This window comes from Arthrobacter koreensis (assembly GCF_009193255.1).
Lineage (GTDB): Bacteria > Actinomycetota > Actinomycetes > Actinomycetales > Micrococcaceae > Arthrobacter_B > Arthrobacter_B koreensis.
The window spans coordinates 258,552-275,350 of sequence record NZ_WACG01000002.1 but is presented as its reverse complement, the minus strand read 5'-3'; the positions used below and the strand labels follow the sequence as shown (position 1 = coordinate 275,350).

The following is a 16,799-nucleotide window of genomic DNA, read 5'->3' as shown; positions in this document are numbered from 1 at the left end:
CCATTCTCCCCCGGAGCGCCGTCCGGGCGCACAGGCGTGGACAGGTCCGCGCTGCTGTGGAGAGCCGGTGCTCAGCGGCGCAGCACCTTCCGTGCAGTCTGGTTACCCAGGAACTGGACCAGCTGCACCAGGACGATGATTACTGCCACGGCCGCCCAGGTCACCACCGGATTGAATTGCCGGTACCCGTATTGGATGGCAAAGTTACCCAGGCCGCCGCCGCCCACGTACCCCGCCACCGCGGACATGTCTACGAGCGCAACGAAGATGTACGTGTACCCCAGGATCAGTGGTCCAAGTGCCTCCGGAATCAGGATGGTGGCGATGATGCGCCGCCGTCCGGCGCCTACCGATCTTGCCGCCTCAATGACCCCGGGCTGCACAGTAAGGAGGTTCTGTTCCACGATCCGGCTGATACCGAACGCGGCGGCCAGGGACAAGGTGAAAATAATGGCGTTGTTGCCAATTCCGCTGCCGGTCACCGAACGTGCCAGCGGCTGGGCCGCCGCGAGGAAAATGATGAACGGGATTGGACGGAAGATGTTCACCAGCACGTTCAGCACCCCGAAGACGGCCCGGTTGGCCAGCAGGGCCCCGGACCTGGTTGTGTACAGGCCCAGTCCGATGAGGAGCCCGCCTATCCCGCCGAAGAGCAGGCTGAGGCCCACGATCCAGAGGGTTTCCCCGACGGCGGTCCATAGCTGCGGAGTGAGCGGTATCAGGTCCTCCATGTCAGCCCAGCTCCGTAACTTTGAGTCCGTGCCCGGCGGCAGCCAGGGCAGTGTCGATTGCGGAATCCCCGCCCTTGAGGGCGAGGGTCAGGTGGCCGAATGCCCGGCCGGCGACGTCGTTGATTCCGCCGTAGACCAGCTCGAAGTCCACCCCGGCAGCCGCAAGTTCCAGGAATACCGCCGCCTGTGAAGCGGAACCGTCCCGAAACGACAGCGTGACCAGCCGGCCCTCGTGCCGTGAGCGCAGTGCCTGGAGTTCCGCTGCGGACGGCACGCCGCGCACAACCGTGGAGACGAACCTGCGCGATGAATCCTGCCGGGGATTTGAAAACACGTCGAAGACCTCGCCCTGTTCCACGATCCTTCCGCGATCCATGACAGCAACCCGGGTGGCGAGGTCCCGGATCACTTCCATTTCATGCGTGATAACCACGATGGTGATGCCCAGTTCCTGGTTTACCCTGCGCAGCAGCGCGAGGACTTCGTGTGTCGTTTCCGGGTCGAGCGCAGATGTGGCCTCGTCCGCCAGCAGGATCTTCGGCGAGGCGGCCAGGGCACGTGCAATCCCGACGCGCTGCTTCTGCCCCCCAGAAAGCTGTTCAGGGTAGCTGTCGGCCTTGTCCGCGAGCCCGGTGAATTCAAGGAGCTCATTGGTGCGTTCGGCGATTTGGGCCCTGCTCCGCCCGGCGACCCGCAGCGGATACGCGATGTTGTTCCGCACGGTCTTGGAACTGAAGAGGTTGAACTGCTGGAAGATCATGCCGATGTCCTGGCGGAGTGTCTTCAGCTTCCTCTCCGGCACACCGGAGACACTGCGGCCGTCCACCGTGATGTCTCCGGACGTGCAGGTTTCCAACCCGTTGATGAGCCTGACGAGGGTGCTCTTGCCCGCCCCGGAGTACCCGATGATTCCAAAGATCTCCCCCGGTTCAATCTCCAGGCTGATGTCTTCCAGGGCGTTGACTGCCAGGTTGCCCTTCCGGGCAGCCGGATAGGTCTTAGTGACGCTGCGCAGTGTTATGAGGGCCATGGTTCCGCGTTTACTTGCCCAGGTTCCGAATGTCTTCCTGGACATCCGCGAGGGACGCCTGCAGGTCCGCCTGCGGCACTTTCAGGAAGCGGGCAGTGTTGCCCGAGGCTTTCTGGACACCGTCCTGCACCGCCTGGGTGTCCTGGTAGATTTCCACCAGCTTCTGGTACGTGGCGTTTTCCTCCTCACCCGCGCGGGCAGCGAAGATGTTCACGTACGGAATCACCTTGGGATCCGCGGGGTCGTCCTGGGCTATGGCGTCGGCAGCGCTGAGCCCGGCGTCTTCGACGAAGTCGTTGTTGATGATCGCCGCAGCAACGTCCGGCAGCGAGGTAGGCGTGAGCGAGGCTTCCAGGGTGGTGACCTTCACCTTGGACTTTGCCTCATCAATGTCATCAAGGGTGGCGAAGGCACTGCCGCCGTCGGTAAGCGAGACGAGCCCTGCGGACTGCAGCACCAGAAGACCCCGGGCCAGGTTGCTTTCGTCATTGGGCACCGCCACGGTGGCACCGGCGGGGATGTCTTCCACCGAACCGTACTGGGTGGAGTACAGGCCCAGCGGATAGATGGCGGTGGAACCCACCGGCACCAGGTCCTCGCCGGAGGATTCGTTGTAGCGCGCAAGGTAGATGATGTGCTGGAACTGGTTCAGGTCCAGCTCCCCCTCAGTCAGCGCCGGATTGGGCTGCGTGTACTCTGCGAAATCAATGATTTCGACGTCGATGCCCTCGGCCTCGGCCGCTTCCTCGTAGGTTGCCCAGTAGGGATCACTGGCACCGACGACGCCGATTTTGACGGTTCCTTCGTCACCCTCGGCTGAACCGCAGGCCGCCGCTCCCGCGAGAAGGAGCGGCACGGCGGCAAGGGCAAGGAACTTCCGGTTGATCTTCATTTTGTGGTTTCTCTCCGGTCAGGATCGCGGCGGGCCGCGAAGAAGGGGTGCGCTGGCCGCTGTGAGGGCAGTGCCCGGCGCCGTACTTGCCCTGCGGGAAGTCCCGCGGCAGGGCCGAATCTTCACCTGGAGCACCCCGCTTACGACGAGAGGGTTGCTGTCCAGCCGGCCAGGGCCTGTGGCTGGAACTCTTGATTCATGGATCACGCTAGGACCGGAAAGCCCCAGGTGCCACTCCACTGACGTTCGGCGTCGCGTGCCGTCACACGGAGACCACGTCCGCAACAGAAGGACACAAATCCGCGGTGCGGACGGTTTCGGTACGTCCGGCCCGGATTCCCAAACGGCGCCTCAATGGGTAAAGCTGGGAGGCATGGTCCCACCGAGTCTGCCAGCGGATGAGTGTGGGATGCCCCCGGAGAGAGGAAGCAATGAGCCCTGAGACGGCAGCGGAAGTCCCGCCTGCACCTAAGGAGGTCTGCGCGCTGGCAGCGTCCCATGGATTGTTCCTGGATGCAGACTCTGTTGAATTCAATGAAGCGGGCCTCGATTACCGGGTTGTCTTTGCTGCGGAGTCCGGTACCGGGAAGACGTGGGTGCTGCGGCTGCCGCGCCGCCCGGACGTTGCAGCGAACCAGGAACGTGAGGAAGCGATACTTGCCTTCGTACGGCCGCGGCTCAGCGTCGCAGTGCCCGACTGGAAGATCCAGGAACCGGACCTTGTCGCCTACCCGCTCCTCCCGGGGAGTCCGGGCCTCACCATCGGTGAAGGAAACCAGCCGGTCTGGCATTTCGACCCGGCGTCGAGCGGTTACCTCGCGTCATTGGGAGACCTCATAGCCTCCCTGCACGGCACCGACACGCTTGCCGCTGCAGCCGCCGGAGTCCCCGTTGAGACCCCGGAACAAGTCCGCGCACACTGGGCCATGGCACTCGATGACGCGCTGGCTGAGTTCCGCATTGATTCGGGCCTACTTGACGGCTGGCGGCGGTGGCTCGATGACGACGGGTTGTGGCCGGAACGTACGGTACTCACGCACGGCGAGCTGTACCCGGCCCATCTCCTCCTCGATGATGCTGACCGGATCGTCTCGGTCCTGGACTGGACCACAGCCAAAGTCAGCGACCCGGCGTTGGAGTTTATGTATGTCCGGCTCGTCTCTCCGGATTCCTTCGACGCCGTGGTGAGCCGCTACCGGGACACGGCGGGGGTTGCCGAGCCCCGCCTGGCTGAGCGCTGCAGTGCACTGATCGCTGCCGGCCCGTTGAACTACGCGATGTTCGCCCTGACCACCGGCCGGCCGGAACACCGGGAAGCCGCCCAGGCCCAGTTGCTGCAGTCCTAGGGGCGGCACATCGATTTTCCTCCACCCTGGGGTCGCCGCTGAACGGGTTTACACTGTAAACGGAACCGGATTCGCCAGGCAGTCCGGGAATGAACCGGTACAACCGCTCGGAGGCAGTCCCATGGCAGCGAACCAGCCGCTCAGCCCCGCAGGTATTGCCCGAACGGCGGCGCGGATAGCGGATGAAGAGGGCCTGGAGGCGGTCAGCATGCGCCGGGTCGCCGGAGATCTTGGTGTCTCCGCCATGGCGCTCTACCGCCACGTTGCGGGGCGCGGGGAGCTGCTCCTGCTGATGGCTGACGCCGTGAAGAGCCATTCACTGCTGCCAGAGGGCGAACAGCGGTGGCAGGACATGCTGGCCCACATGGCCGGATCCCTATGGCGGACCTTCACTGCCCACCCCTGGCTGCTTGGCATCATTCTTAGCCCCCGCAGCCTGGTCAACCTCGCCGCGCCGGCTGATGTGGAACGGCTGCTGTCCGCGCTCTCCGCCGCCGGCCTGGATGAAGACGAGGGTTTCGACTGCCTGCTGGGCATCTCGGCCGCAGTCATCGGCACCGTGACCGTTGCCGGGGCTGCCGGCCCGGCAGGTGCCTCCCCTGCGCGGGCGGGGTCTAATCCGGCTGCTTCCGCACCGGCCGGGTCCGGGCAGGACGCAGGCGAACCGGAGCCGCAGGACACTGACGGCCATCCCCGGGCCAACCGCTTCGGACACCGCAGCATCAACGACGAGGTCTCCCGTCAGTCACTGGACTTCCTGGTGGCGAATTTCATCCGTGGCATCGAATCCAGCCGAGCCAGTTGAGAGCTTTGGCGGCCTCGAGATCCTGGTGAACAATGCCCATGCGTCGGAGCAGGCTTCCATTCTGGCGTAGTCTCCCCATCAAGCTGTATTAAACGGTGCGCCACCCCGGTACCGCCGAAGCCGGGTAGCTGGTCACTGCGGACGCATCGAGCAGGAACTCCGCCTCCTCGCCCACCACCAGGGACAATTCAGCCGCGGCGGCGGGGCTGATGTCCGCCGCCAGTCCGGCGCCCCGCACCCGGATCCGGTCCCCCTGGGGCTCAAGGTCCGTCACCGTTACGCCGAGGATCTCCCGGCCCGGGTTCGCCGTGCCGGCGGCGCCGGGCCTTCGAACCGCAATGGCCGACGGCGGAAACACGGCTAGCAGCGGGACGCCCTGTACACCAGCGCCGGCGTCGGGCACTGCGAACGACAGTCCTCCGGCAGCCAGGAGGCGGTTCCCGCGGACGTTCCCCCGAACCAGGTTGAGCCCGGCAAGGCTGGCCGTGAAGGGGTTCTGCGGGCGGCGCAGCACTTCGGCCGGCGGGCCGGACTCGACGATCCGGCCTTCCTGCATTACCAGGACCCGGTTGGCCAGGGTCAGGGCATCGAGCACGTCATGCGTGACGATCAGGGCGCTGCGCCCGGCCAGCACCCGCTTCAGCAGCCTGCGCATCAGCGGAACCGTTTCAACATCCAGGGCGGCCATCGGCTCATCCAGCAGCAGCAGGTCCGGTTCCGCAGCCAGGGCACGGGCCAGCGCCACGCGCTGCGCCTGGCCACCCGAAAGTTCCCCCGGCCGTTTGGCGGCCAGTGCAGCGGCATCAGCTTCGGCGAGCCAGCGACGGGCAGCTGCCTGTGCCTTCCTGCGCGGAACACCCGTGCTGCGCGGACCAAACGCAACGTTCTCCTCCGCACTCAGGTGCGGAAAAAGCAGCGCTTCCTGGGCAAGGAGAGATGTTCCGCGTCGATATGCCGGCAGGGACATGCCTTTGCCCTTGGTGCGGTGGAAGAGCGTGGTGCCGTTCAATTCGGCCCGTCCGTCGTCGGCATGGACCAGGCCGGCCAGAAGCGAAACAACGGTCGACTTCCCCGCCCCGTTCGGACCGAGCAGGGCCACGGTCTCTCCGTCTCCAACGTCAAAACGGACGTCTATCCCCCGTTCCGGAAGCACCGCCTCGATCCGCAGCCCCATTAGTCGGCTGCTCCTGCCGTGGCGGAACGTCCGCCGGCGGAACGCGTGTCCGCGGAGCGTGCCGGAGCAGACCGGTAGGACAGCCCCACCACAACTACGGCTACCAGGACGAGCACGAGCGAAAGCGCCACCGCAGCGTCCGCGTCGGCCTCCCGCTGCAGGTAAATTTCCAGCGGGAGGGTCCGCGTGACCCCCTGCAGGCTGCCTGCGAAGGCAAGGGTGGCACCGAATTCGCCCAGGCAGCGGGCAAAGGAGAGCACCGCACCGCTTGCCAGGCCGGGGAGGACCAGCGGTACGGTAACCCGGCGCAGGACGGTCCACGGGCGTGCTCCGAGCGTCGCGGCCACGGCCTCATAGCGCGTTCCGGCGGTCCGCAGGGCGCCCTCGAGGGTGAGGACCAGGAAGGGCAGCGCCACGAAGGTCTGCGCCAGGACGACGGCGGCCGTCGAGAAGGCGACCTGGACGCCCATCGCCTCGAGTGCCCCGCCAAGGAGCCCCTGCCGCCCAAAGGTGTAGAGCAGGGCGATGCCGCCCACCACCGGAGGCAGCACCAGGGGAAGCAGTACCAGTGAACGCACCAAGCGTTTCCCCGGAAAACGGGCCCGGGCAAGGACCAGCGCCAGGGGCACGCCCAGGAGCACGCAGAGCAGGGTACTGGCAGCTGCCGTCCGCAGGCTCAGCGACAAGGCAGCTAGCGAGGATTCGGATGTGACCAGTGGAATGAACTCGGCCCAGTTGACCTCCGCTGCCACCGCGGCCAGCGGCAGCAGCAGGAACAGCGCTCCGGCGGCGGCACCGGCCAGCACCCAGCGCGGCAGCGGCACCGTATTGCTACGGGACACCAAATCCGGCCTCCTGCAGGGCTCTCCGGCCCTCGTCTGCGCCAACATAGCGGACAAACGCATCAGCCAGGCCGCTGTCTCCAGCCGCGGCCAGCCGAACCAGCGGATACCGGTTCACTGCCTCCTTCGCCTCGGGAAACGGCACCTCCTGGACCTTGCCTCCAGAGGCACGTACGTCAGTGACGTACACCAGCCCTGCATCGGCTTCTCCGGAAACCACCTTGCCCATGACGCCCGTGACGGACGATTCTTCGCTCACCGGTGCGAGCAGGATACCGGCGTTCTGGGCCAGTTTTTCCGCTGCAGCACCGCAGGGAACCTGCTCGGCACACACAACCACCTGCACCCCGGCAGCCGCGAGGTCCGCGAAGCCGGCGATTCCCGCCGGATTTCCCGCTGGCACCGCGATGGTCAGCGTATTCGTTGCAATATTCCGGGGTTCTTCGGCTGCCATTCCCGCATCCACCACCTTGGCCATGTTGGCCTCGTCGGCGGAGGCAAAAACGTCCGCCGGAGCTCCGGCGAGGATCTGGGCGGCGAGGTCCGCGGAGCCGGCCAGGTTCAGGCGCACAGTTGTCCCGGGATGTGCTGCCTCGAAGTCCTCCGCCAGCCGGGTGAAAGGCGCGGCCAGGGACGCCGCAGCGAACACCGTCAGTTCAGAGGTGCCGTTCTGTTGGTCACCGGCAGGAACCGCACACGCACTGAGGCCCAGTGTCCCGGTCAGGAGCAGGGCAGCCAGGGCCCTGCCTGGGCGGCACCGGCTCACGGGTGTTTCTTTCCCGGCGGCACTTCAACCATGACGTTCGTCGCCTTGACCACCGCCGTGGCAGTAGAGCCCAATTCCAGGCCAAGTTCGCGCACCGCCTCGGAACTCATGAGGGAAACGACGCGGAACGGACCACACTGCAGTTCAACCTGCGCCATCACTTTGTCCATGACGATCTCCGTCACCAGTCCCACGAACCGGTTCCGTGCCGAGCTGGCAATTTCCGTCGGGTCATCCGGCAGCTGGGCCTGCCTTCGGGCGAGCTGCGCGAGTTCAAGGCTGTCGATCGTCTGCCTGCCACTGGCATCCCGGTGCCCGGTCAGGGTACCGTTCTCAATCCAGCGGCGCACTGTGTCGTCACTGACCCCCAGGAACCGTGCCGCTTCGGCAACTCGCAGGCTAGGCATGCAACGACAATAAACCGCAGATGCGTTCATTTCCACTTGGTGTGGAGATATATGCGGAGATCCGGCGGCGGGAAGACCCGAACCGTGGACTATGGAAAGGACAGGGCGGCGGCATGGACGCAGACCGGGAGCTTCTCGCACGGTTCACCGCGCAGCTTCAGCAGGCGGGCTGTGTCTTTGCTGCCGAAGAAGCGGGCCTGATTCTCCGCGGCGGAGCCACGGTGAACGACGCCGAGTCCATGCTCCGGCGCCGGCTCACCGGCGAGCCGCTTGAGTATGTGCTTGGCTGGGCAGCGTTCATGGGCCGGCGCGTACGCGTGATGCCCGGTGTCTTCATACCCCGCCCGCGGACCGAGTTCCTCGCCGTTGCGGCCCTCGAGTCCGCAAGAGGGCGGACCGCCCCGGTGATACTGGACCTCTGCTGCGGCGCCGGCGCGCTGAGTTCCGTCTTCGCCGCTGACCTGCCGGATGCCGAGCTGTACGCCGCTGACCTTGCGCCGGGTGCTGTGGCCGCTGCCCGGATGAACCTGGGGACACGGGTTCCGGTGTACCAGAGTGACCTGTTCACTGCCCTGCCACGGCATCTGCACGGCAGGATAGACATCATCGTGGCCAACGCACCCTACGTCCCCACGGAACAGCAGTCCTTCCTCCCCCGCGAAGCGCGCCTCCACGAACCTGCCGCCGCACTGGACGGCGGCAGGCAGGGACTGGAAGTGCTCCGCCGGATAGCGGCGCAGGCTCCTGCCTGGTTGGGCAAGGACGGGCAACTGCTGGTTGAGTGCAGCGCCGGACAGGCACCGGACCTGGCAGCGGACGTTAGCGCCGCAGGGTTCCAACCGTTGGTCCGGACCGACCCTGACACGGCCACGGCCGTGGTTTCCGGCACACTGGCGCAGCGGATCGTTTAGACGGCTGGCTGCCCGGTTTCCTTAACGGAACCGCCGTCCATATCCGATCCTGTTCCGGCCCCGGACGTTGCTGCAGGTTCCGGCGCGGCACCGCCCTCCCCTACCGGGTCCGGGGCCCGGTGGGCGGCGAGGAACTCGGCGATCCGGTTCACGGCGTCGCGGATGTCTTCCTCCGCCGGCAGGATGACGAACCGGAAATGGTCCGGATCCGGCCAGTGGAACGCGGTTCCCTGCGAGACGAGGATCTTCTGCTCCTCCAACAGGTCCAGGACAAACTGCTCGTCGTCGTCGAACGGGTACATGGCGCGGTCCAGCTTCGGGAACAGGTACATCGCGCCTGACGCAGGCACGCAGCTGACGCCGGGAATCCCGTTGAGCAGCCGGCAGGCAAGGTCGCTCTGCTCTGCGAGCCGTCCGCCCGGCTTCACGAGGTCATTGATGCTCTGGTATCCGCCCAGGGACGTCTGGATTGCATGCTGGGCCGGAACATTGGCGCACAGCCGCAGTGAAGCCAGCAGGTCCAGCGATTCCCGGTAACCTGCGGTATCGGCCCGCTTGCCGGTCAGTGCCACCCAGCCGGCCCGGTAACCGGGCATCCGGTACGCCTTGGACAGTCCGGAGAACGTCAGTACGGGAAGGTCGCCTGCCACGGATGCGGTGTGGATATGCTCTGCTCCCCGGTAGACGATTTTCTCGTAGATCTCATCTGAAAAGAGCACGAGGTTGTGGCGCCGGGCCAGGTTGGCAAACTGCTCCAGGATCTCCCGCGGATAGACGGCGCCGGTGGGGTTGTTCGGGTTGATGATCACGATCGCGCGGGTGCGGTCGCTGATCTTGGCTTCAACGTCAGCCATGTCCGGCCACCACTGGTTGGATTCGTCGCAGGCGTAGTGCACGGCTTCGCCGCCGGACAGCATCACCGACGCGGTCCAGAGCGGGTAGTCGGGTGCGGGAATCAGTACCTGGTCCCCGGGCTCCAGGAAGGCCTGCAGCGTCATCGAAATCAGTTCGCTGACGCCGTTGCCAACCCAGATGTCCTCCACGCCGATCTGCATCAGGCCGCGGGTCTGGTAGTACTGCGAAATAGCGGTACGCGCGGAGTAGATACCCTTGGAGTCGCTGTAGCCCTGGGCTCCGCGCAGGTGGTGGATCATGTCCACCACAATCGATTCCGGGGCCTCCAGCCCAAAGGGTGCCGGATCCCCCAGATTCATCTTCAGGATCCGCTGCCCCGCCGCCTCCATCTGCTTGGCGACCGCCTGGACCGGCCCCCTCAGGTCATAACGGATGTTCTGCAAACGGCTTGAATTCTGCATAGGGGGCATGTTCGGATTTTCCCACCGCCGGGCCCCGCCGCAAAACCGGCCCCGGAACCTGAGCTTCGAGTGGGGGCGAACCCCAAAACCCTAGGCCGTGCGGGCGGCCGCGTCTCCCACATCCGCAGCCGCCTCCCGGACGCCGCGGATCCGGTCGTACAGGACCGAGAACAGCAGGCCAAGCACTACGGCTATGAGGATGATGACGCCCATCCCGATCAGTCCCGCCTGCAGGCCGGCGGAGGCTTCGGCGTCGTAATAGAGAATTGCCTTATTGGCGATCGTCATCTGGTAAAGCGGTTCACCGCGGGCTATGAACGCGAAAAACCCCGGCAGGGTTTCCAGCGGTACCACGCCGGTGGCGGCCGGAAGGCCCATGAACACCACATAGATCAGGGAGAGCACCATGCCGGCGCTGCCAAAGATCGTAATCAGGGCGAACGTCACCGCCGACACCGTGACGATGGACAGCCACGTGCTGAAGAAGAACCAGCCACCGTGCGGAAGGGGCATGCCAACGGCGTTGGCAACCCACATCATCAGTCCGGCGGTCGGCAGGCCTGCGAGGACGGCGATGCCCCACTTGAGCAGGAACACCGACCAGCGCGCCGGAAGCAGTTTGGGCCCCAGGACGTAGCGGGCGCCCAGTTCCACGGGCAGCACCCCTACGCGCGAGTCCACCAGGAAGTGCAGCGTCACCGAACCGCTGAGGCCAACCACCATCAGCAGGACGGAATAGAAGAAAGCACCCATCCCGAGCGCGGCACCATTCGGTGGTTTCTGGAACGCTCCCTCGGTGATCTGGATCGGATTGCGCAGCACCTCTGCGGAGGTCCCGTCGATTTTCGGGGCCAGCTGTTCCTGCACCTGCGCCGGGACTCCGGCCTCTGCCAGCTCGGCACTCTGGCGTTCGGTTGCCGCACCCTGGGCCTGGCGCGCCGTGTCCTCCAGCTGCTCGCCCAGACTGATGCTGGCCTGCTGCAGCGCCGGTTCGACGGCGTCTGCCGCAAGTTCGCTGGCCAGCGGGCTCGCCAGCGGATTGGTGTAGAGCATGATCTCCGGCCGGCTGGCCGCGCCGTCGGTCAACGACGAGGAAACCAGCGAGACGGCGGCTTCCGAGAAGTCCTCCTCGACCACCACCGCGGCGAAGACCTGCCCGGTGCGCAGCTGGTGCTGGGCGTCATCCCAGCTCAACGGCCGCAGCTCAATCTTGTCCGTCTTGGCGAAGTCCGCCTCCATGGTGCTGGTGATGTTTTCGCCGAAGTTTTCCTGCCCGCTGGGGGTCTCAGCTCCCTGGTCCCGGTTTACGACGGCCACCGGCAGGTGGTTGAGGTTGCTCTCCGGGCTGCCCAGCCCACCGATGTACAGCGCGGAGCCGGCCCCGCCCAGGAGGAGCAGTACCAGCAGCGGGAGAAGCCAGGTGCGCGGTGAGAAATAGGCTCCGGCCCTGCCGCCCTGGTAGCGGGTGCCTGAGGTGGGTTCTGTGCCGCGGCGTGAGTGTGGTTCGTGAGCGGGCATGGGAACTACCTCCCGGGATGCCGCGCGGTGTCACCGCACGTTCCGAACGTTGGGGGAAGCACTGTCCCTATGAACGGTACGTCCGCCCGGGTCCGGCGCACAGGCTCGGCGAGCCGGGGGGCGGCTGCGCGGCAGAACTTTCTGCGCCTGGTTTGCTGTGGCTAGGCACTCCCGTGCCTGCGATGGCGATGAGTCTCCTCCCCAGCCAGCTGCGCCAGGATCCTTTCGAGGCCGGCACGGTCTTCCTCGGAAAGTACGGCGAAGTACTCGTCTGCCTGGCGTGCCCGGTCTTCCCGGACTTCGGCGCGCATGCGGATGCCCTCGTCGGTCAGCGAGATCAGGGTGGCACGGCGGTCGGACGGGTCCGGTCCGCGCTGCACCAGTTTCTTGGCCTCCAACTGGTCCACCACTTCCGTGGCCGACCGGGGTGCGATGCGGAGGCTTTCCGCCAGGTCCTTGAGCCGGAGGCCGCCGTCGTTCCCGCTTCGCGCCACAGCGTTCAGTGCCCGCAATTGGTGCGGCGTCAGGTTGAACGGTGCCAACTGCTTCATCCACCGGCCTCTCAGGCCACGGAAGGCGGTGTGCATCAGCTCGCCCAGGGTGGATGAATCTACGGAGGAGTGCGGCATGTTCCCCAGTTTAGCCATTCGGTGAGCAGCCACACTGTGAGGTAGCCCCAGTACGGGCGCGCTATCTGCTGCCAGTTCCGAGTTCTGCCCGCAGTTGTAACCGGCAGCAGAACTGCAAACCGGTCGATTCCCTGCGAACTGACGGACTTTGCGGGCCCCAGCGGCTGGCGCAGGACCTCGTGTGACACCGCACCCATATGTGCCTATAAACCACATAATGAGGTAACCTCTACATATCCGATCGAATGCAGCCACCGCTGCGGCGCCGGAATGCACTAGGAGGAACCTTTGGCCCACAACAACAACCGTGATCACGCGGGCACCGGCATGTCCGACGGCCCAGGCGCCGTCCCCGGAACCTCCGGACCCGGCGGTTCAGGCGGAGGCGGCGGCCGCGGACCCGCACGGCTGAACCCGGCGGATTCGAAACAACTCACACGCCATCCCGTCAGCCTGCGCCGCATCGCGGCACTTTTCGTTCCGCACAAGCGGACGATCGCCGTCGTCATTGCACTGATCTCTGCGGCATCCGTAGTCAACCTTGCGCAGCCGTTCCTGGTCCGTGCAGTCATCGACGATGCCCTGCCAGGCCAGGACCTCCGGCTGCTGGTAATCCTTACCGCATCCATGGTGGGCGTTGCCGCCCTCACCAGCGCGATCGGCGTCATACAGACCTGGCTGGCCACCAAAATGGGCCAGCGCGTAATGCACACCCTGAGGGTGCAGCTCTTCACCCACCTGCAGGCACAGTCGCTCGGTTTCTTCACCCGCACCCGCGGCGGTGAGGTCCAGTCCCGCCTCACCCATGACATCTCCGGCATGCAGTCCGTGGTCACGACGACGGCGACGGGCGTGGCAGCGAACCTCACCGCCACCATTGCCACGGCCACCGCCATGGTGGCCCTCTCCCCCGGACTCAGCCTGATTTCCCTGATGGTCCTGCCGCCGGCCATCTGGCTTTCCCGCAAGGTGGCGAAGCTGCGGCGCACGGTCACCGACGAACGCCAGCGCGAACTGGCCGCCCTGCACACCCAGGTGGAAGAGGGGCTCTCCGTCTCCGGAGTCCGCCTTGCCAAGACACTGGGCACCATCCCGCGTGACGCCCGGCGTTTCAGCGCCCGCTCGGAAAACCTCGTGGGACTTGAGCTGCGCAGCCAGCTCGCCGGCCGCTGGCGGATGGCCACCATGCAGGTGGTCTTCGCCGCGATTCCCGCGGTGATCTATCTGGCCGCAGGGTTCCCCGCCACCAGCGGCGGCATGACGATAGGAACGCTGGTCGCCTTCACGGGCCTGCAGGCGGCGGTCTTCCGGCCCGTAATGGGCCTGCTGGACATCGGCGTCCAGTGGGTGACCGCACTGGCCTTCTTCAGCCGTATCTTTGAGTACCTGGATCTGGAGCCGCAGCTCAAGGCACCGGCGCACCCGGTACGGCTGGAACCGGGACTGGTCCGCGGCGAGGTGCGCTTCGAGGACGTGGAGTTTGCCTACGACGGCGGCGCACCGGTTCTGCACGGAATCAGCCTCACGCTGGCGCCCGGAACCACCACCGCCGTGGTGGGAGCCACCGGCTCAGGCAAGTCCACCCTTGCCTCGCTGGTGCCGCGGCTGAACGATCCCAGCCGCGGGCGGGTCCTCCTTGACGGCGTGGATGTGGCGCAGCTGGCCCCCGAGGACCTGTCCCGGATAGTGGGGGTAGTCTCCCAGGAGACGTACCTGATCCACGCTTCGGTACGGGAGAACCTCCTGCTGGCCAAGCCGGACGCGACCGATGCGGAGCTGCTCCACGCGCTGGCGGCCGCACAGATCGCGGACACGGTGGGCGCCCTCCCGGACGGACTGGACACGCTGGTGGGAGCCCGCGGCCACCGCTTCTCCGGCGGCGAGCAGCAGCGCCTGGCAATCGCCCGGACCATCCTGCGCAATCCGCCGGTTCTGGTCCTGGACGAGGCAACCTCGGCGCTGGACAACAGCACTGAAGCCCAGGTCCAGCAGGCCCTGGAAAGGCTCTCCGCCGGCCGCACCACGCTCACCATCGCCCACCGGCTCTCCACGGTGCAGAACGCTGACCAGGTGGTGGTGCTCGACGCCGGTCGGATTGTCGAGCAGGGAACTCCTGCCGAACTCGGCGCTGCCGCAGGGCCGTTTGCCCGGCTGGCTGCCCGGCGCAGCGAGGCTCCCGCGCTCAGCTAGCGCGCTGGACCGGGGCACCGCCGTCGCGCGCCGGCTGGCCCGCCGGGGAGAGCGGGGCCCCCATCCCGGAGCGGCCGCTTCCGCCGAGGCGGGCGAGATAGCCGGCGAACCGGTGCAGGTCCTCCGTGGTCCATGAGCCCAGCACTGCCGGATCAAGCATGATCCCTGTCTGCACGGCAGTCACCCGGTCGCTGGCGGCCGGCGTCAGCACCAGGACCCTCGCCCGCCTGTCGGCGGGGTCCGGCTGAACCTCGATGAGGCCCAGGGTCTCGAGCTGGCGCGACTGCCGGCTGATCACGCTCTTGTCCACCATGAGCAGGTCAGCCGCCGTCCCGGAGTGCAGCGGCCCGAAGCGCTTGAGCAGCTGGAGCGTCTTCAGCCCGAACAGGGACAGCGACGGATCCACTGCCCGGGCGGCCTCACGCATCCGTGTCCGGACCACCTCGGTGAGCAGGCGCAGGTTCGATTCGACCTCACGCAGCGCCCGCTCACGGGAGGGCTGCTCCGGACTCATTGTGCGGGGCGCTCCCCATCCGGCTGCCCGGACGGCGAGGACGGATCGACCAACGCAACGGACCCCGTCGCAACAGCTGAGAGGGCATTCTCCGCAGGCTCGTCCTCCCGGGCAGCAGCACCGGCGGCCTTCTTGAGCTGCACGGCATTCTGGCGGCCCAGCTGGGCGTTCGGCAGGAAGATCACCGCTACCAGGGTGACCACGGCCAGCGGCACGCTGTACATAAACACATGTCCGACGCCGACTCCGTAGGCGCTTTCCACCAGGGCGGCAATCGCGGACGGCAGTTCGGAGATCTTCGGGATGGTACCGCTGCCCAGGGCTGCCGCGGCCGCGGCCTGGTCTGCGGGGGCGAGGGCGGTGATGCCGTCCTTGATGCGGGAGGACACAATCGTGCCCAGCACCGAGCCCAGGACGGAAACGCCCACCGTTCCGCCGAGGCTGCGGAAGAAGGTGACGGCGCTCGTGGCAACACCGAGGTTCTTCACCTCGATTGAATTCTGGACCACCAGCACAAGGTTCTGCATGAGCATGCCCAGGCCCGCACCGAGGACAGCCATGTAGATTCCCACCAGCACGAGGCTGGTTTCATACGTCAGAGTGCCCAGCAGGATGGTTCCCAGCACGGTGAGCACGCCACCGGAGATCATGATGGCCTTCCACTTGCCGGTCCGGCTGATGATCCCGCCAAACAGGGTGGACGCGATCAGCAGGCCGGCCATCATGGGAATGGTCAGCAGGCCGGACTGAGTCGGCGTGGCACCGCGGGCCAGCTGCATGTACTGGGCCAGGAACACGGAGGTGCCGAACATCGACACGCCCACCGAGATGCTGGCGACCACGGCAAGGGTGAACGTGCGGTTCTTGAACATGGACAGGGGGATGATCGGTTCCGGGGACTTGAACTCCACCAGCACGGCTGCAATCAGGAGGACTGCCGAACCGGCGACCATCAGGAAGGAAGCCAGGGAGGCCCACTCGAACTGGTTGCCCGCGAGCGTCACCCAGATCATCAGCAGGGATACGCCGCCGGCGATCAGCACGGCTCCCAGGTAGTCAATGTGGACCTTGCGCTTGGCGTGCCGGGGCAGGTGCAGGGTGAGCTGCAGCAGGATGATGGCCGCGATCGCCACGGGAAGGGCGATGAAGAAGTTCCAGCGCCAGCCAAAGGCATCGGTTACGACGCCGCCAAGCAGCGGCCCGCCGACGGTTCCCACAGCCATGACGGCACCAAACAAGCCCGCGTACTTGCCGCGGTCACGCGGGCTGATGATGTCCGCCATGATGATCTGGCTCAGCGCTGCGAGCCCGCCGGCACCCAGGCCCTGCAGGACACGGAAAACAATGAGCGTTCCGGTGTCCTGGGAGAAACCGGCCAGCGCAGAACCGAGCACAAAGATGCCCAGGGCCAGCTGGATGAGCAGTTTCCGGTTGAACAGGTCAGCGAACTTTCCCCACAGCGGCGTAGAGACCGTCGTTGCGAGCAGCGTTCCGGTGACCACCCAGGTGTAGGCCGACTGGTCGCCGTCGAGATCCGAGATGATCAGCGGCAGCGACGTGGACACCACGGTTCCGGCGAGGATCGAAACGAACATCCCCAGGAGCAGTCCGGACAGGGACTCCAGCACCTGGCGGTGGGTCATGGATCCGTCGGGTGAGACCGTGCGGCGTGATTTCTTCGCTTTTTCCTGCTGTTCCGGCGGGGTTGTGGGGGCATTAACTGCGGGG

Annotated in this window: 16 protein-coding genes and 1 riboswitch; of the genes, 4 read left to right on the top strand and 12 right to left on the bottom strand. The window is 66.2% G+C overall.

Translation table 11 applies throughout. The features are described 5' to 3' along the window. Positions 1-71: 71 nt before the first annotated feature. From GD628_RS08250 to GD628_RS08240, 3 genes are read right to left on the bottom strand one after another with little or no spacing between them, the layout of a single operon-like run. A complete protein-coding gene (locus GD628_RS08250) occupies positions 72-731 on the bottom strand; it encodes a methionine ABC transporter permease (protein WP_091605201.1) in 660 nt (219 codons plus the stop codon). Between the two features lies 1 nt (position 732). Next, positions 733-1,761: a methionine ABC transporter ATP-binding protein gene (locus GD628_RS08245; RefSeq protein WP_152274394.1), complete on the bottom strand. Its 1,029-nt coding sequence runs from the start codon at positions 1,759-1,761 to the stop codon at positions 733-735. Positions 1,762-1,771: 10 nt separating this feature from the next. Further along, positions 1,772-2,653 (bottom strand): MetQ/NlpA family ABC transporter substrate-binding protein, encoded by an 882-nt coding sequence (locus tag GD628_RS08240; protein WP_152274393.1) that lies wholly within the window; start codon positions 2,651-2,653, stop codon positions 1,772-1,774. 77 nt (positions 2,654-2,730) lie between these two features. Further along, a riboswitch (SAM riboswitch) is annotated at positions 2,731-2,850 on the bottom strand. Positions 2,851-3,084: 234 nt separating this feature from the next. Between GD628_RS08240 and GD628_RS08235 the strand changes: the two genes are divergently transcribed. Beyond that, entirely contained in the window at positions 3,085-3,999 is a 915-nt protein-coding gene (locus tag GD628_RS08235; protein ID WP_152274392.1) for a macrolide 2'-phosphotransferase, read from the top strand. A 121-nt stretch (positions 4,000-4,120) separates the two neighbouring features. Continuing rightward, positions 4,121-4,804: a TetR/AcrR family transcriptional regulator gene (locus GD628_RS08230; protein WP_152274391.1), complete on the top strand. Its 684-nt coding sequence runs from the start codon at positions 4,121-4,123 to the stop codon at positions 4,802-4,804. Between the two features lie 88 nt (positions 4,805-4,892). Here GD628_RS08230 and GD628_RS08225 read toward each other — a convergent pair whose 3' ends face one another. Genes GD628_RS08225 through GD628_RS08210 form a run of 4 tightly spaced genes read right to left on the bottom strand, consistent with a single transcriptional unit; the run spans position 4,893 to position 7,993 of the window. Further along, positions 4,893-5,978 (bottom strand): sulfate/molybdate ABC transporter ATP-binding protein, encoded by a 1,086-nt coding sequence (locus GD628_RS08225; protein ID WP_152274390.1) that lies wholly within the window; start codon positions 5,976-5,978, stop codon positions 4,893-4,895. Continuing rightward, the gene (locus GD628_RS08220; RefSeq protein WP_386916494.1) at positions 5,978-6,823 is read right to left on the bottom strand and encodes an ABC transporter permease; all 846 of its coding nucleotides are present in this window, start codon (positions 6,821-6,823) and stop codon (positions 5,978-5,980) included. The genes GD628_RS08225 and GD628_RS08220 overlap by 1 nt, the downstream gene beginning before the upstream one ends. Further along, entirely contained in the window at positions 6,810-7,586 is a 777-nt protein-coding gene (gene modA, locus GD628_RS08215; protein WP_193313225.1) for a molybdate ABC transporter substrate-binding protein, read from the bottom strand. The genes GD628_RS08220 and modA overlap by 14 nt, the downstream gene beginning before the upstream one ends. Next, a complete protein-coding gene (locus GD628_RS08210) occupies positions 7,583-7,993 on the bottom strand; it encodes a TOBE domain-containing protein (protein ID WP_091605215.1) in 411 nt (136 codons plus the stop codon). The genes modA and GD628_RS08210 overlap by 4 nt, the downstream gene beginning before the upstream one ends. Positions 7,994-8,106: 113 nt before the next feature. Here GD628_RS08210 and GD628_RS08205 point away from each other — a divergent pair, with 113 nt between their 5' ends. Beyond that, positions 8,107-8,904: a putative protein N(5)-glutamine methyltransferase gene (locus GD628_RS08205; RefSeq protein WP_152274389.1), complete on the top strand. Its 798-nt coding sequence runs from the start codon at positions 8,107-8,109 to the stop codon at positions 8,902-8,904. On the opposite strand, the gene GD628_RS08200 is transcribed toward GD628_RS08205, so the two are convergent. The 3 genes from GD628_RS08200 to GD628_RS08190 all read right to left on the bottom strand — a co-directional run bounded on the left by GD628_RS08200 (position 8,901) and on the right by GD628_RS08190 (position 12,367). Next, a complete protein-coding gene (locus GD628_RS08200; RefSeq protein WP_152274388.1) occupies positions 8,901-10,229 on the bottom strand; it encodes a pyridoxal phosphate-dependent aminotransferase in 1,329 nt (442 codons plus the stop codon). The genes GD628_RS08205 and GD628_RS08200 overlap by 4 nt on opposite strands. Positions 10,230-10,310: 81 nt before the next feature. Continuing rightward, positions 10,311-11,738 carry a YhgE/Pip domain-containing protein gene (locus tag GD628_RS08195; protein WP_152274387.1) on the bottom strand — a complete coding sequence of 476 codons (1,428 nt, stop codon included), beginning with the start codon at positions 11,736-11,738 and terminating at the stop codon, positions 10,311-10,313. Positions 11,739-11,899: 161 nt separating this feature from the next. Further along, positions 11,900-12,367: a MarR family winged helix-turn-helix transcriptional regulator gene (locus GD628_RS08190; protein WP_152274386.1), complete on the bottom strand. Its 468-nt coding sequence runs from the start codon at positions 12,365-12,367 to the stop codon at positions 11,900-11,902. Between the two features lie 327 nt (positions 12,368-12,694). On the opposite strand from GD628_RS08190, the gene GD628_RS08185 reads away from it, so the two are divergent. Next, on the top strand, positions 12,695-14,557 hold the full coding sequence (locus GD628_RS08185; RefSeq protein WP_091605948.1) for an ABC transporter ATP-binding protein: 1,863 nt from the start codon (positions 12,695-12,697) through the stop codon (positions 14,555-14,557). On the opposite strand, the gene GD628_RS08180 is transcribed toward GD628_RS08185, so the two are convergent. Both GD628_RS08180 and GD628_RS08175 read right to left on the bottom strand, forming a co-directional pair. Next, entirely contained in the window at positions 14,550-15,071 is a 522-nt protein-coding gene (locus GD628_RS08180) for a MarR family winged helix-turn-helix transcriptional regulator (protein ID WP_152274385.1), read from the bottom strand. The two genes, GD628_RS08185 and GD628_RS08180, sit on opposite strands and share 8 nt — an antisense overlap. Next, a complete protein-coding gene (locus GD628_RS08175) occupies positions 15,068-16,714 on the bottom strand; it encodes an MDR family MFS transporter (RefSeq protein WP_091605950.1) in 1,647 nt (548 codons plus the stop codon). The genes GD628_RS08180 and GD628_RS08175 overlap by 4 nt, the downstream gene beginning before the upstream one ends. Between the last annotated feature and the right edge of the window lie 85 nt (positions 16,715-16,799).